This is a genomic window from Sphingopyxis witflariensis (assembly GCF_002205635.1).
Lineage (GTDB): Bacteria > Pseudomonadota > Alphaproteobacteria > Sphingomonadales > Sphingomonadaceae > Sphingopyxis > Sphingopyxis witflariensis.
In genome coordinates, this window is the sequence record NZ_NISJ01000012.1 from 58881 (window position 1) to 73296 (window position 14416).

The 14416-nt window shown below is 64.0% G+C and carries 20 protein-coding genes; 12 read left to right on the top strand and 8 right to left on the bottom strand.

Translation table 11 applies throughout. The features are described 5' to 3' along the window. Positions 1–18: 18 nt before the first annotated feature. Positions 19–1632 (bottom strand): sensor histidine kinase, encoded by a 1614-nt coding sequence (locus CDQ91_RS17735; RefSeq protein ID WP_237246035.1) that lies wholly within the window; start codon positions 1630–1632, stop codon positions 19–21. After that, positions 1625–2335, bottom strand: coding sequence for a response regulator transcription factor (locus CDQ91_RS17740; RefSeq protein WP_088474032.1), 711 nt, complete (start codon positions 2333–2335; stop codon positions 1625–1627). Before CDQ91_RS17740 ends, CDQ91_RS17735 begins: the two co-directional genes overlap by 8 nt. Before the next feature lie 301 nt (positions 2336–2636). Here CDQ91_RS17740 and CDQ91_RS17745 point away from each other — a divergent pair, with 301 nt between their 5' ends. Next, positions 2637–4238 carry a phosphoenolpyruvate carboxykinase gene (locus CDQ91_RS17745; RefSeq protein ID WP_088474033.1) on the top strand — a complete coding sequence of 534 codons (1602 nt, stop codon included), beginning with the start codon at positions 2637–2639 and terminating at the stop codon, positions 4236–4238. A 49-nt stretch (positions 4239–4287) separates the two neighbouring features. Next, positions 4288–4734, top strand: a complete 447-nt coding sequence (locus CDQ91_RS17750) for a hypothetical protein (protein ID WP_088474034.1) — start codon at positions 4288–4290, stop codon at positions 4732–4734. Positions 4735–4784: 50 nt separating this feature from the next. Here CDQ91_RS17750 and CDQ91_RS17755 read toward each other — a convergent pair whose 3' ends face one another. Together CDQ91_RS17755 and CDQ91_RS17760 are read right to left on the bottom strand one after the other, a co-directional pair. Continuing rightward, the gene (locus CDQ91_RS17755) at positions 4785–6629 is read right to left on the bottom strand and encodes a DUF885 domain-containing protein (RefSeq protein WP_088474035.1); all 1845 of its coding nucleotides are present in this window, start codon (positions 6627–6629) and stop codon (positions 4785–4787) included. 126 nt (positions 6630–6755) lie between these two features. Beyond that, positions 6756–7145 (bottom strand): DUF3597 domain-containing protein, encoded by a 390-nt coding sequence (locus tag CDQ91_RS17760; protein ID WP_088474036.1) that lies wholly within the window; start codon positions 7143–7145, stop codon positions 6756–6758. A gap of 178 nt (positions 7146–7323) precedes the next feature. Between CDQ91_RS17760 and CDQ91_RS17765 the strand changes: the two genes are divergently transcribed. Continuing rightward, positions 7324–7968 (top strand): DUF937 domain-containing protein, encoded by a 645-nt coding sequence (locus tag CDQ91_RS17765; RefSeq protein WP_088474037.1) that lies wholly within the window; start codon positions 7324–7326, stop codon positions 7966–7968. Between the two features lie 42 nt (positions 7969–8010). On the opposite strand, the gene CDQ91_RS17770 is transcribed toward CDQ91_RS17765, so the two are convergent. From CDQ91_RS17770 to rplU, 3 genes are all read right to left on the bottom strand, one after another. Continuing rightward, the gene (locus CDQ91_RS17770; protein ID WP_088474038.1) at positions 8011–8607 is read right to left on the bottom strand and encodes a GNAT family N-acetyltransferase; all 597 of its coding nucleotides are present in this window, start codon (positions 8605–8607) and stop codon (positions 8011–8013) included. A gap of 240 nt (positions 8608–8847) precedes the next feature. Further along, positions 8848–9117 (bottom strand): 50S ribosomal protein L27, encoded by a 270-nt coding sequence (gene rpmA / locus CDQ91_RS17775; RefSeq protein ID WP_088474039.1) that lies wholly within the window; start codon positions 9115–9117, stop codon positions 8848–8850. A 42-nt stretch (positions 9118–9159) separates the two neighbouring features. After that, a complete protein-coding gene (gene rplU, locus CDQ91_RS17780; RefSeq protein ID WP_088474040.1) occupies positions 9160–9570 on the bottom strand; it encodes a 50S ribosomal protein L21 in 411 nt (136 codons plus the stop codon). 228 nt (positions 9571–9798) lie between these two features. Here rplU and CDQ91_RS17785 point away from each other — a divergent pair, with 228 nt between their 5' ends. After that, entirely contained in the window at positions 9799–10320 is a 522-nt protein-coding gene (locus CDQ91_RS17785; protein WP_088474041.1) for a hypothetical protein, read from the top strand. A gap of 34 nt (positions 10321–10354) precedes the next feature. Here CDQ91_RS17785 and pspF read toward each other — a convergent pair whose 3' ends face one another. Beyond that, positions 10355–11392, bottom strand: coding sequence for a phage shock protein operon transcriptional activator (pspF, locus tag CDQ91_RS17790; RefSeq protein WP_088474042.1), 1038 nt, complete (start codon positions 11390–11392; stop codon positions 10355–10357). Positions 11393–11563: 171 nt separating this feature from the next. On the opposite strand from pspF, the gene CDQ91_RS21340 reads away from it, so the two are divergent. From CDQ91_RS21340 to CDQ91_RS17825, 8 genes are all read left to right on the top strand, one after another. Continuing rightward, positions 11564–11734 (top strand): hypothetical protein, encoded by a 171-nt coding sequence (locus tag CDQ91_RS21340; protein ID WP_158213719.1) that lies wholly within the window; start codon positions 11564–11566, stop codon positions 11732–11734. 101 nt (positions 11735–11835) lie between these two features. After that, entirely contained in the window at positions 11836–12498 is a 663-nt protein-coding gene (gene pspA, locus CDQ91_RS17795) for a phage shock protein PspA (RefSeq protein WP_088474043.1), read from the top strand. A 12-nt stretch (positions 12499–12510) separates the two neighbouring features. After that, the gene (pspB, locus tag CDQ91_RS17800; protein ID WP_088474044.1) at positions 12511–12786 is read left to right on the top strand and encodes an envelope stress response membrane protein PspB; all 276 of its coding nucleotides are present in this window, start codon (positions 12511–12513) and stop codon (positions 12784–12786) included. Position 12787: 1 nt separating this feature from the next. Beyond that, on the top strand, positions 12788–13168 hold the full coding sequence (pspC, locus tag CDQ91_RS17805) for an envelope stress response membrane protein PspC (RefSeq protein ID WP_088474045.1): 381 nt from the start codon (positions 12788–12790) through the stop codon (positions 13166–13168). A gap of 50 nt (positions 13169–13218) precedes the next feature. Continuing rightward, positions 13219–13518, top strand: a complete 300-nt coding sequence (locus CDQ91_RS17810) for a hypothetical protein (RefSeq protein WP_088474046.1) — start codon at positions 13219–13221, stop codon at positions 13516–13518. 14 nt (positions 13519–13532) lie between these two features. Continuing rightward, positions 13533–13853, top strand: a complete 321-nt coding sequence (locus CDQ91_RS17815; protein WP_088474047.1) for a hypothetical protein — start codon at positions 13533–13535, stop codon at positions 13851–13853. A gap of 12 nt (positions 13854–13865) precedes the next feature. Beyond that, entirely contained in the window at positions 13866–14114 is a 249-nt protein-coding gene (locus CDQ91_RS17820) for a hypothetical protein (protein ID WP_088474048.1), read from the top strand. 27 nt (positions 14115–14141) lie between these two features. Then, positions 14142–14405, top strand: coding sequence for a hypothetical protein (locus CDQ91_RS17825; RefSeq protein WP_088474049.1), 264 nt, complete (start codon positions 14142–14144; stop codon positions 14403–14405). Positions 14406–14416: the final 11 nt, after the last annotated feature.

Here is a 14416-nt window from a genome sequence, read left to right on the forward strand (position 1 = left end):
GCGGATACCGGGCACAGCCTATCCCGTTTCGGTATGGTTTTCGCGGTCGGGACGCGCAGGCAGGGTGATCAGCAGGCTGGCGCCGCGCTTGCCGTCTTCGCGGTCGCGTGCGGCGATCGTCCCTGCATGTCCCTCGATGATCGTCCGCGCGATGGCGAGCCCCAGGCCGCTATGGCGACCGAACGCTTCCCCGGCGGGGCGTTCGCTGTGGAACCGGCGGAAAATGGCGTCGCGTTGATCGGGATCGATCCCGGGGCCGTCGTCGTCGATGCGGATATGCACTTCATCACCGAGACGCGTCGCGGCGATGCAGACGAGGCCGTCTTCGGGAGAAAAGCTGATCGCATTGTCGATGACATTGTCGATCGCGCGTTCAAGCCGGTGGCCATCGCCCATCACCGTCGTCGTGTCCTTGCGCGGCCGCGCGAAAGCGATGCGCGGCTGGCCCGATCGCTGTTCGGCGCGCGCGGCGCGGCCGGCGAGCATCGATTCGATCATCATCCCGACGTCAACGGGTTCGAACAGCGTGCGCGACAATTGCGCATCGACGCGGCTCGCCTCGCTGATGTCGCTCACCAGCCGGTCGAGCCGGCGGACATCCTCGTCGGCGATCGCCAGCAATTGCGCGCGCTGCTCGTCGGTCTGGACGCGGCCCAGCCCCTCGATCGCCGACCGGACCGACGCGATCGGATTTTTGAGTTCGTGGGTCACGTCGGCGGCGAAATGTTCGCCGGCGTCGATGCGCTCGCGAAGCGCTTGCGTCATGTCCGAAAGCGCCCGTGCGAGGGTGCCGATCTCGTCGCGGCGGCTGGGCAGGCGCGGGACGACGACTTCGCGGGCGCGACCCAGGCGTACACGCACTGCAGCGCGCGCGAGGCGGCGCAGCGGACGGACGATGGTGCGCGCGAGGAAGAGCGAGAGGAGCACCGACGTCATCAGCACCACCGATACGACGATCGCGAGGCGAAAGCGTTCGGCGCGCACGGTACGGGTAATGTCGCGCGCGTTGAGCGTCATCAACACCGTTTGCGGCGTTTCGAGGTCGACGACGCGCGCCGCGCTCAAAAGCGGGGTGCGCTCGGGGGCGTAGCGAAACCGGATTGCGACATCACCGCTGCGCTGTGCCTCGACGACTTCGGGCCAGGCGGCGGCGGTATCGACCATGGGCTCGAGAAAATCGGGATAGCTTGGCGCGCCGACGATCCAGTCGATGCCGCGGTCCATCGCGCGCGCGGCGTCACGCTGCCATGCCTGCAGGTCGGGGTCGCGCAGCGTGTAGGTTTGTGGCCCGGTTTCGAAGCTGTCGAAGCTGCGCTTGCCGCTCGAGTCATAAAAGCGCAGCCGCGATTCGGTTGTGGCGGCGAATTCATCGACCAGTCGCTGCCGCTGGTCGGGCCGCGCCGCCTCGAGTGCGGCGTCGAGCATCGCGAGCTGATCCTTCATCACCTCGATGCGTGTATCGACCAGCCGGCTGCGATAGGTGTCGAGATAATAGAAGCCGCCCGCGAGCATGGCGACCGCGAGAATATTGACCGCGAGGATGCGCGTCGTCAGCGACCAGCGTGACGACCAGACGAGCGGAGATTCCTCCTGCTCGGCGATGCTCCCTTCGGGCCTTTTGGCGTCACGCATCGTCGGCAAAGCGGTAGCCCGCGCCATAGAGGGTGGCGATCGCGTCGAATTCGGGGTCTACCTCGCGGAACTTGCGGCGCAGGCGCTTGATGTGGCTGTCGATCGTGCGGTCGTCGATATAGACATCGTCCTGATAGGCCGCGTCCATCAACTGATTGCGACTGCGCACGATGCCGGGGCGCGACGCGAGCGTTTCGAGGATGAGGAATTCGGTGACGGTCAAGGTCACATCTTTCCCGTCCCAGGCAACCTTGTGGCGCGCGGGATCCATTTGCAGGCGTCCGCGGGTGATCGGCTCGGCGACGGGTTCGTCATCCTCACTCGGCAAATTCTTGTTGAGTTCGACGCGGCGCAGGATGGCGCGGATCCGTGCGATCACCAGCCGCTGGGAAAAAGGTTTGGCGATATAATCGTCGGCGCCCATCGCGAGGCCGAGCGCTTCGTCGATTTCGTCATCCTTGCTGGTGAGGAAGATGACCGGAAGCTGGCTCTTTTCGCGCAACCGGCGCAGCAGTTCGAGCCCGTCCATCCGCGGCATTTTGACGTCGAAGACGGCAAGGTCGGGCGGATTGTCGAGCAGCGGTTTGAGCGCGGCTTCGCCGTCCGAATAGACGCGCGTCACGAACCCCTCGGCCTGGAGCGCGATTGACAGCGATTGCAGGATGTTGCGGTCGTCGTCGACCAGCGCGATGGTTGCCGTCATGCTCTTTCCGTTGGCGGTACAGGCTATTTGTTAGCCGATCCGTCGCGCAGCGACAACCGCATGGCTTGGGGGTGTGTCAAGGCGTGCGCCTCCGCCCATCTGGGCCGCCGACAACCGCACACGGGCGACCCCAAAAGGCGCTTTAATCTTTTGACCTCACCGGCCATCCTCGCTAACGCGACAGCCAATTCACAGAATCGGCGTCACGTCGGCACCCATGGAAATGCGGGCCTTCCCTTGTGTTCGGGATCGTCCGCATACCTATGCAAAGGGGCCCGAACGCCAAGGGAAAGGCAAGGCTATGACTCGCATTTTGATCGGTGACGCGGCAGTGGAAACCCAGGCGGATGTTGCTGAAAACTGGGGCACCGCGCAGCTCGTCGAAGATGCGATCCGCCACGGCGAAGGCCTGCTCGCCAAGGACGGCCCGCTCGTTGTCGAAACCGGCAAGCACACCGGTCGCTCGGCCAAGGACAAGTTCATCGTCCAGGACGCCGAAACCGCCGACACCATCTGGTGGGGCAAGACCAATGTCCCGATGACCCCCGAGCATTTCGCGGCACTGAAGGCCGATTTCTTCGCGCATCTTGCCGAACGCCCGCGCGTCTATCGCCAGCAGCTGTTCGGCGGTTCGCAGCCCGAACATCGCGTGAGCGTCCAGGTCGTCACCGAATTCGCCTGGCACAGCCAGTTCATTCGCACCCTGCTCGTCCGTCCGACCGCCGAGGAACTGGCGGCGTTTGAAACCGAATATACGATCATCGATCTGCCGAGCTTCCGCGCCGACCCCGCGAAGCATGGATCGCGGACCGAAACCGTCATTGCGGTGAATTTCTCCGAAAAGCTCGTGCTGATCGGCGGCACCGCCTATGCGGGCGAGATGAAGAAGTCGGTGTTCGGCATCCTCAACTATCTGCTCCCCGTCGATGGCGTGATGCCGATGCATTGCTCGGCGAACATCGGCGCCAATGGCGACACCGCGGTCTTCTTTGGCCTGTCGGGCACCGGCAAGACGACGCTGTCGGCTGACGCATCGCGCACCCTGATCGGCGATGACGAGCATGGCTGGTCGGACACCGCGGTCTTCAACTTCGAAGGCGGCTGCTACGCCAAGATGATCCGCCTCTCGCCCGAGGCCGAGCCCGAGATTTTCGCGACGACCAAGCGCTTCGGTACGGTGCTCGAAAATGTCGTGATTGACCCTGCGACCCGCGAGCTGGATTTCGACGACAACAGCCTCGCCGAGAATAGCCGCGGTTCGTACCCGATCGACTTCATCCCCAACGCCTCGACCGAGAATATGGGGCCGGTGCCCAAGACGGTGATCATGCTGACCGCTGATGCCTATGGCGTGCTGCCTCCGATCGCCAAGCTGACCCCCGAACAGGCGATGTATCACTTCCTGTCGGGCTATACCGCACGCGTTGCCGGTACAGAAATCGGCGTGACCGAGCCCGAGGCGACCTTCTCGACCTGCTTCGGCGCGCCCTTCATGCCGCGTCACCCGTCGGTTTACGGCAATCTGCTGAAAGAGCGTATCGCCAAGGGCGGCGTCCAGTGCTGGCTCGTTAACACCGGCTGGACCGGTGGCATGGCGACGATGGACGGGATCAGCCGCATGCCGATCAAGGCGACGCGCGCGCTGCTCAATGCTGCGCTCGACGGCAGCCTGAACGACGCCGAATTCCGCAAGGACCCGAATTTCGGCTTCGAATATCCGGTCGCCGTGGCCGGCGTCGACAGCGCAATTCTCGATCCGCGCGAAGCCTGGGCCGACAAGGCCGCCTATGACCGCACCGCGCAAATCTTGGTGCAGCAATTCATCGACAATTTCGCGCAATTTGCCGAGCATGTCGACGAAGGCGTTCGCCAGGCCGCACCGCAGGCGGCGGTCGCCGCATAATTGACCCGGATGTCTTCCGGGTGTCCATTCACCCGGAAGGACCGGATCGATGACCACCGAATATGTGCCGCGCCTGTTCGAGCGCGACGCCGAAATCCGTATGATTGGCGAGGGGCTGCTCGCCTGCGCGCTGCCACGCGAAGCCTGGACGCATGAAGCGCATCTGGGGGCATGCCTATGGCTGCTCGCCGAGCGCTCCGACATCGATATCGATGTCGAGATCGGGCCTGTCATCCGCCGCTTCAACGCGAGCGTTGGCGGCGTCAACGACGATCATAACGGTTATCATGACAGCATCACCCGCGCCTATGTCGCGGGAGTCCGGCTGTTTCTGGCGCAGACCGTAGAGACGGGGTTGGCTGCGCGGGCCAATGCGTTGCTGCTGTCACCGATGGGGCGCCGTGACTGGCCGCTGCGTTTCTATAGCCGCGAATTGCTGTTTTCCGTGCCTGCTCGGCTGGGGTTCGTTGAGCCCGATCTGGCGCCTTTGCCTTAACGTTGAAGGCAGGCGGGCGGACCCCGGGACGAGCCCGGGGTGATGAAGAGTTACCTCTTTTTGCTCGCCACATAGGCATCGACATTTTTCGCCAGCACGTCGAGCGGGACGTTGCCGCCCTCGACGACGACATTGTTGAAGTCGCGCAGGTCATATTTTGCGCCGAGCGCCGTCTGCGCCAGTCCGCGCTGGCGGTTGATCTCGCTATGGCCGACCTTGTATCCGCACGCCTGTCCGGCCCAGCTGCAATAGCGATCGACTTCGCTCGCGACCTCGAGCGGATTCGAGCCATTTTGCTCGACGAAGAAACGGACGCCTTCTTCGCGCGTCCAGCGCTTGGCGTGGAGCCCGGTGTCGACCACCAGGCGGCAGGCGCGGAAGGCGAGCGACTGGAGATAGCCGAGGCGCCCGACCTCGAAATCATCATAGAGGCCCAGTTCGTCGGCGAGCTGCTCGGCATAGAGACCCCAGCCTTCGCTATAGGCGTTGAACGCGAGCATCGAGCGGATCAGCGGCATCTGGTTCGCATATTCGCCCTGCCATGCGTGGCCGGGGATCGCCTCGTGCATTGTCAGGTCGGGCAGCGAATATTTGCTGTGCAAATCGGTGGTGCGCAGATTGATCCAGAATTTTCCGGGAACCGACCCGTCGATCGACCCCGCCCCGCCATAGGCCGCGGGTGCGCCAGGCTCTTCAGCGAGCGGCAGGCGCTTCACCTCGACATTGCCCTTCATCAGCGTGCGGAAGGCGCGGGGCAGCTGTGCGCGGATCTTGCCGAGCCAGGTCTGGATATAGGCGACGATTTCGGCGCGCCCCGCATCATTGTCTGGAAATTTATACGCCGGATCTTTGGCGAGCGCGTTCATCCGGTCACCGACCGAGCCCTGGGTGTATCCGAGTTTCTTCAGGATCGGGTCCATCCGGCCATGGAGTTCGGCGAGTTCGCTGCGGCCCATCTGGTGGACCTCCTCGGGGGTCATGCGCGTCGTCGTCGAGGCGCGCAGCGCCCAGGCATACCACTCATCGCCGCCCGGACGCGCCCACATGCCGGCGTCCATTGTCGCCTTGCTGCGCTGTGCCTTCAGCTCCGTGAGCTGTCGTTCGAGCGCGGGGACAACCGCCCCGTGCGTGATTGTGTCGGCGCGCGGACCCCAATTGCCTGCGATCTTGCCTTCGTGCGCGCGCTTGGCGAGGCTATCGACCAGCCCGCCGCCATTCCGCGCGTCGGCGAGGCTCGCCTCCATCTGCTTGACCGCCTTGTCGATCAGGAAGGCGGGGGCAATCAGCCCCTGGCCGCCTGCGGCCTTGAGCCGGTCGGTCTCGCCGTCGAGCGCGCCCGGATAGGCGTTGAGGCGCGCCAGATAGGCTTCGGCATCGGCTGCATTTTTGACCGGATGATCGCTGTCGAGAAATTTGGGGACGTCGAGATAGGCGCCGACATTCTGGATCACGACATAGGGCGTGTTGCGCCAGCCGCCGACCGCGACGTCGCCATAGGGGAGGGCAAAGCCGTCGAGCGCAACGCCATAGGCGCTCTCGACGACCGCGAGGCTGGTGCGGGTCTTGTGGTCGAGACCCTTTGTGTCCACGGCGCGGACGCGTGCGACGTCGGCTTTCAGCGTGTCGGCAAGTGCCCGGACTCCGGCGGCCGAGCGGTCGCCGAGCTTTGCGCGCATCGCGGCGCGGGCGCCGGTGTCGATGCCGAGCGAGGTTGCGCCCTCGGGCGAATGGGCGAGGAGATTGTCGGCGACCGAGGTGAGCAGCGCCTCTGCATCCGTCGCCGCGGGAGCATGGATCGCCCATGCCTGCGCGGGAAGTGTCAGGCTGGCGGTGCCCGCGCCAAGGGCGGCGAGAGTTTGGCGGCGGCTTACGGGGGTGGAAAGGCTGTCGTGCACGTGAGCGCTCCCTTGGCGACTTTGTTTCTTCTGAAACCTGTCTGGAGCGATGCCACGAGCGGGTCAACGAAAAGGGGCGGGAAAGCCGATGCTTTCCCGCCCCCTGTCGAACATTGTCGGTGATCGTCAGTCGGTGAGGTCTGCCGGAACCGTACCGCCATTGGCGGCGAGTTCGCGCATCACCGCCTTGTGCAGCCAGATGTTCATTTCGGCGCTGCCATTGCGTTCGCCGGTGTAGCCAAGTTCCTCGGCGAGTTGTTTGCGGTTGTCGAGGCTGGGGTCGATGCCGACCAGTTTCATCAGATCGACGATCGAGCTTTGCCAGTTGAGCGGTTGGCCAGCGTTTGCGGCCTGCGCCGACAGGATCGCCACGACATCGATTTCGCTGATCGAAATATCGGGTGCCGGGGCGGGAGCTGCGGGGGCGGCGCTCGTCGCCGGGGCCGACGCGGCGGGCTCGGCGGCCACGGCCTTCTTGCCGAAGATAGCGTCCTTGATACTGCTGAAAATGCCCATGAACTTGCTCCCATCAGGTTGCGTTGCGGTCCCCGGGAATGGGGAGTCGCATCGCTGCATGCTAAAGTTACGCACAGCCAAATGACAGTAAAATGAACATCTCGTGCTTGGCCCGCGCGCTGTTATACTAACGCCGCATCGGCGCCGTTCGATCCGCGCCAGAGAGGGAGATTAGCAAATGAATCTGACCGACATCCTGGCCCAGGCGGGCGGCATCGAATCGATGGCGAAAGAACTTGGCGTGTCCCCCTCGATCGCGAAAGCGGGCGCCGACGCACTGCTCCCGGCGATCCTCGGCGGATTCAAGAAGCAGGCGCAAAGCGGTGGGATCGAGGGACTCGGCGGTCTGCTCGGCCAGCTTGGCGGCGGCGGTCTGCTCGATTCGGTGCTGGGGTCGCAGCCGACCCCGGTCGATCAGGGCAATGACGTGCTCGGTCAGATTTTCGGTTCGAAGGACGTCAGCCGCACCGTCGCGGGACAGGCGGCGGCGCAGACCGGGATCGACAGCAGCCTGCTCAAGCAGATGCTGCCGATGCTCGCGATGATGGCGGCGGGTTATATGGCCAAGCAGAGCGGCGGCCAGTCGGGTGGCGGCGGGCTGGGCGATCTGATCGGCGGCGCACTCGGCGGTGGCGGAGCGGGCGGCGGCGGTCTTGGCGGGATGCTCGGCAATGTGCTTGGCGGCGCGCTGGGCGGCGGCGCGGCGGCGCCTGCGGGCGGAGCATCCGGCGGGTTGGGCGGCCTCGCCAACATGCTCGACCTGAATGGTGACGGCAATCCGCTCGACGATATCATGGGTATGGCGAACAAGCTGCGCGGGTAAAAGCGGCGTCGTCCCCGCCTTTGCGGGGGACGACGCTGATTTTCACGCTGCCATCAGGCGGAGTTCCTGACGAAAATCCTCGTCCACCCCGATGCGGGTTCGCATCGGGGTGACGGCGCCATCGGCGTCACCGGCGCCTTCTTCGAACAAGGCGCAGTCGGCAAGGCAGCCGCGCGCGACGCTGTAGCGCTGGGCAATTTGTCCGGTGGGGCGGAAGCCGAGCTTGCGCAGCACCGTGCCCGACGCCGGATTGTCGATGAAGTGGCCGGCGGCAAGCCGCGGCATGTGCATGGCGCGGGCGATGCGGATGAGTTGGCGCCCCGCCTCGGTCGCGAAGCCGAGGCCCCAATAGGGCCGTGCGATCCAGTACCCCATTTCGAGCGCGCCTTCGGGGTCCGGCGAAATGCCGCAGCCGCCGACGAGGCGCGGGGCGCCGCCGGTGCGGGCGAAGATCAGGAAACGCGGCTGCGCCGGATCGATCGGCTTGCTCAGAAACGCCTGCGCCTCGGCCTCGCCATAGGGCCAGGGCGCGGTCGCGAGATTGCGGACGACGCTTTCTTCGCCGATCGCCCGCGCCAGTGCGGGCGCATCTTCCTGCCAGCCGGGCCGCAGCAACAGTCTTTCGGTACGCGCAAACATCTTTTCACTCCCATTTGCCTGTCGCCCTGGCGCCAGATGGTGACGCTTTGACGACAATCGATGTGGAGGGAGATGGAAGGCCCGATTTTCACGCCTGACCGCTAGTGCGCGGATTTCAGGCAAGAAAAAAGGGAGTCCGGGGGTGACCCGTCTCCCTCTTTTCGAACCTGATTTCCGCTTGCGGGCGGAAAGGACAGCTCCGGGTCATCCCTTGGTAGGACGACCCGTCAGCGATCGTCCTTATTCGGCGGCAGCGGCCATCATGTCGACCGATACATATTTGCGGCCAAGCTTGCCGTCGTGGAATCGGACGCGGCCTTCGGCGGTTGCGAAGAGCGTATGGTCCTTGCCCATGCCGACGTTGACGCCTGGATAGACGCGCGTGCCGCGCTGGCGAATAATGATGTTGCCGCCGATCACTTCCTGACCGCCGAACTTTTTCACGCCAAGGCGACGGCCGGCTGAGTCGCGACCGTTGCGCGATGAACCGCCTGCTTTTTTATGTGCCATGAGGGATGCTCCTTAAATCTGGGCCGAGCTGCGTTACCGCGCTCAGGCTTCCTTCTTGGGGGCTGCTTTTTTGGCAGCGGGCTTGGCGGGGGCTTCGGCAGCCGGAGCGGCTTCGGCCTTCGGTGCAGCTTCCTTCTTCGGCGCGGCCTTCTTGGCATCGCCGACAGCGAGGATGCGCAGCAGCGTCAGCGACTGGCGGTGGCCGTTGCGACGACGGTAGTTGTGCCGACGACGCTTCTTGAACACGATGACCTTTTCGCCGCGCGTCTGTGCGATGATCTCGGCCGAAACGGTCAGACCGTTTGCGTCCTTCACTTCGCCACCGTCACCGGCCAGCAGAATGTCGCCCAGCGACACGGTATCGCCAGCTTCACCCTCGATCTTCTCGACGGCGATCTTGTCTCCAGCGGCGACGCGATATTGCTTGCCGCCCGTGCGCACGATTGCGAACATGGTCTTCCATCCAATCAAAAAACTAAGTCACCCGCGCACCAGTCACCCGCCGAAGCTGGCGATTTTTCCGGCATGCGGGAAAGTCAGCGCCACTAGCGAGCCATGCCGTTGCTGTCAACCGCCAAATCCCGTGCTTTTTGTCCAAAAGCCCGCTGCGTGGCGGATTATCGTGCCAGCTGCCGATTCGGTACTTGCTGCCGCCTTCGCCCCCCCATATCAGAGACAGCGATGAAACGCGTTTTTCTTTTGGGCCCGCTGATCCTGGCAATGACTCCGGCGCTGTCGGCTTGTGCCGCGGCGCAGGGGGCCGATGCGCCGTCGCTCGCCAAGCGGACGGTCGAGGGGCGATTCGATGTGGCGCCGCCCGCGGTGGTCGTCGCACCGCCAGGCCCGCTTCCCGCCGACCTCGCCGGGCGACTCGCGCGCTGGGAATCGGATGCGGCGCGCGCGCAGCAGGCCTTTGCCGCCGAACGCAATTCTACCGCATCAACGGTGTCCGCCGCCGCCGGAGCGTCGGTTGCCAGCGAGCGCTGGGTCGTCGCGCAGCAGGCGATTTCGCGCCTGACCGCGGCGCGCGCGCCGCTGACCGGGGCGCTCGCCGATATCGACCGCCTCTATATCGAGCGCAGCGTCGATGAGGCGATCGACGGACTTCCCGATATTTATGCGCTGCGCGACCGGTTGGCCGATATGGCGTCGGCGCAGGATGCGGTGCTCGATGCGCTGAACGCGCAGTTGCCGGGGCGATAGGAATATCTGTCGCCCCGTCTTTTGGGGGCGATGATTACTGATTCAGCCCATGCTTTTTCAGCGCGTGGCGAATCTGATCATAGCTTAGCCCCAGCGCCTCGGCTGCGACCTTCTGGTTGAAGCGGCAGCGCGCCATGGTGTCGGACAATATTTGCCGTTCATAGGCATCGACCGCGGCGCGCAGGTCGCTGACGGTGCCGGATGGCGGCGTCGCGGCTGAACTTGGGACCGAATCGGTTGTGTGGGGTGGTGGCGCGCTGGCTTCCGCTTTGGGTAGAGGGTTGCGCGCGACGGGGCGCCACGGGCTTTCGAAGGGGTCGAAACTGAGTGCGTCGACCGGCCGTTCAGGGTCTGCCCAGCGATAGATGGCGCGTTCGATGACGTTCCGGAGTTCGCGGACATTGCCCGGCCAGTCATGCCCCTCCATCGCCGCTAACGCGCGCGGGCCGAAGCCCGGCCATTCGTCCCAGCCGAGCACCGCCGCCATGCGCTGGCCAAAATAGGTGGCGAGCACTTCAATGTCGCCTTCGCGCGCGCGCAGCGGGGGCAGGGTGATCACTTCGAACGACAGGCGATCGAGCAAGTCGGCGCGAAAGCGATTGGCGTCGACCAGCGCCGGCAGATGTTCATTGGTCGCCGCGACGATGCGGACATCGACGCGAATCGGGCGCGAGGAGCCGACGCGCGTCACCTCGCCATATTCGACCGCGCGCAGCAGGCGCTCCTGCGCGCCCATCGACATGGTGGCGAGCTCATCGAGGAACAGGGTGCCGCCGTCGGCTTCCTCGAAGCGGCCCGCACGGGTGCGCGTCGCGCCGGTGAAGGCGCCGGCTTCGTGGCCGAACAATTCCGATTCGATCAATGTCTCGGGCATCGCGGCGCAATTGAGGATGACATAGGGACGGTCCCAGCGCGTCGACAGGCGGTGGAGGCGCTCGGCGATCAATTCCTTGCCGGTGCCGCGTTCGCCGATCACCAGTACCGGACGGTCGAGCGCTGCGGCCTGGCTGGCGCGGTCAACCGCGTCCTGGAAGGTCGCCGACTGGCCGATAAACTGTGTTTCGCGCTCCATTCCCAATCATTGGCAAATTTTCCCGCTGATTGGCAAGGAAAATGCGGGTGCGGGCTTCCTCATGGCTCCAAACCGGCGCTTTTCGGGGCTGCGCGGCAATTGGCACAGCTCCTGCATAGTATCCATCGAACCGGCGCACAGCGTGCCGGCGCAGCAGAGGAAGGTTCGACCATGTCAGTGATGTTTGCCCAGGCCACCAGTTTCGCGCTCAGCGCGGCGGGAGCGCTGGCCATCCTCGTCGGCGTGATCGACCAGCCGCAAATCGCTACCAGCCTCACCGGCGCCCCCGCCGCTACGCTGGTCGATGCTGCCACGTCCCCGGCGGTCAGTCCCTTGGCCTGACCGGATCTGGTGCCGGGGCTCTCTCCCCCCTTGCCCCGCCCCGGCACCAGCCTTTCCATAACAGACAAATAGGTCTCAAGGTTTTCGACAGGAGTTTTCAAATGGGTATTTTTTCACGAACCCGCGACATCATCGCCGCCAATGTCACCGACCTGCTCGATCGGGCCGAAGACCCGGAAAAGATGATCCGCCAGATCATCTTCGAGATGAACGAAACGCTTGTCGAAGTTCGCGCCTCTGCCGCCCGCACGATCGCGGACCAGAAGGAAATGCGCCGTCATATCGCCAAGCTGGAAAGCCTGCAGGACAGCTGGAAGGAAAAGGCCGAACTCGCGCTGTCGAAGGACCGCGAAGACCTCGCCACTGCCGCGCTCGTCGAAAAGCAGAAGGCTGGCGACATGGCCGCACGGCTGAAGAGCGAAATCACGGTTCTCGACGATGCGCTCTCGGGCTATGAAGGCGATATCGCCAAGCTGCAGAAGAAGCTTTCCGAAGCGCGCACGCGCCAGTCGAGCGTCGTCAACCGGCTTGAAAGCGCCGAAAATCGCTACAAGCTGCGCGAAATGACCAATGGTGACCGCGTCGAAGATGCCTTCTCGCGCTTCGAGATCCTCGAACGCCGCGTCGATGAGGCCGAAGGTCGCGCCGATGCTCTGGGTCTGGGCTATAAAAAGTCGCTCGACGAGGAAATCGCCGAACTGCAGGCCGCCGACCAGGTCGCTGACGAGCTTGCCGCGCTGAAAGCGGCGCAGGCCAAGAAGTAAGGAGCCGGACCGATGGAAGAAATCATCATGGTTCCGATCGTCATCGGAACACTCTTCCTCGGTCTGCCCTGGCTGATCCTCCACTATATTACCAAGTGGAAACAGGCCAAGACGCTGACCGGGGAAGACGAACAACTGCTCGATGAGCTTTACGACACGGCACGCCGGCTTGAGGGCCGCCTGCACACCGTCGAACGCATCATCCGCGCCGACCATCCCGATTTCCGCCCTGCGGTGCGGAGCGACGAAGATCTGGCGCAACTCGAAAACATCACGCGGAGGAACTGAGATGTCTGCCAGTCGCACCAAATTCTACCTCGACAAACAAAACGCCAAATGGAGCGGTGTATGCTCGGGGATCGCGGACTATAGCGGAGTCGATGTCCTCTGGGTCCGGGTCGGCGCAGTCCTCCTGACCTTGATGGGGGGCTTTCCCTGGACGCTGATCGCTTACTGGGTCGTCGCCTGGATGGGCACGCCCAAGCCGTTCGCCCTCTACGGATCGAACGAGGAAGCGAAATTCTGGCAGGGCGTGCGATCGAACCCGACCGCGTCGACCCGCGACATCAAGTCCCGCTTCCGCGACATCGACCGTCGGCTCGCCGACATCGAACAATATTATACCAGCCACAACCGCCGCCTCGCCGACGAAATCGAGGCGCTCCGTTAATCGGGCGCCGACGGACCGAGGGCGGTTGAAGGGCAACAGGGAGAAAGAAGATGAGCTGGGGTGGTCCCACCTTTGTGATCGCGATCATCGCACTGTCGATCGGCGGCTGGATGTTCACGACATGGATCCGTGCAAAGCATGGCTATCCGATCGAAAATGAATGGGGCGGCACGGTTCATCGAACCGACGCCGACGCTGATCGAAAAATCGCGCTGCTGACCGACGACAATGCCAAGCTCGCAGACAAAATCGGTCGGCTGGAGGATCGGATTTCGGTACTCGAACGCATCGCGACTGACACCAACGGTCAGGCGGCGCAACTCGCCGACCAGATCGACCGGCTGCGCTGAGAGGGAAAAATATCATGAATGCCAGCGACATACTCAGCACCATCTCACCCGCGGCCGTCATCATCGCGCTTCTCGCGATCGGCGGCTGGGTCTTCACCACCTGGCTGCGCGTCAAGAACGGCTATCCGCTCGATGGCGCATGGGGCCAGGCGGTCTACCCCAAGACCAGCGACGAGGCGATGGAACGCGTCAAGCTGATCAGTCAGGAAAACGCCCAGCTGCGCGCCGAACTGGGTTCGGTGAAGGATCGCCTCGCGGTGGTCGAGCGCATCGTCACCGATGAAGCCGGCCGGCTGAGCCACGAGATCGAGGCGCTGCGGCGCCCGTCCAATTGAGGGGGCAAAATCATGGGTGACGAAATCTGGATACTGATCCCGCTGGCGCCCTTCCTCCTCGCGGGCTTCATCTTCTGGTCGAAACATCAGCAGAAGATGATCGAGAAACAGTCGGAAATGACCGCCGAGAAAGCCGCCCAATATGCGGCGCACACCGAACGGCTGGAGGCGCGGGTCCGCGTTCTGGAGCGGATCGTGACCGACCGTGGCATCGATGTAGCCGACGAAATTGAAAAGCTGCGCGACGCGCCGCTGAACTAAAACAGGAATACGGAAAGGATCTTCCCCATGGGCCCATTTGAAATGGTTGTCGGCATCGTTCTGATCGTGACGATCGGCAGCATTGTCCGTGCCAAGCACGGCATCCGCCGCGACCCCAAGGGCGGCGACTATCTGGTCGCTCAGGACAATGGAGAAACCAAGGCGCTGCAGACCGAAATCCGCGCGCTGAAGGAACGCATTCAGGTGCTCGAACGCATCGCCACCGACCATAACCGCGCCGCCAGCCTCGACGAAGAAATCGAAAAGCTGCGCGACCGCTCTGTCCCCTGATATGTGACGAA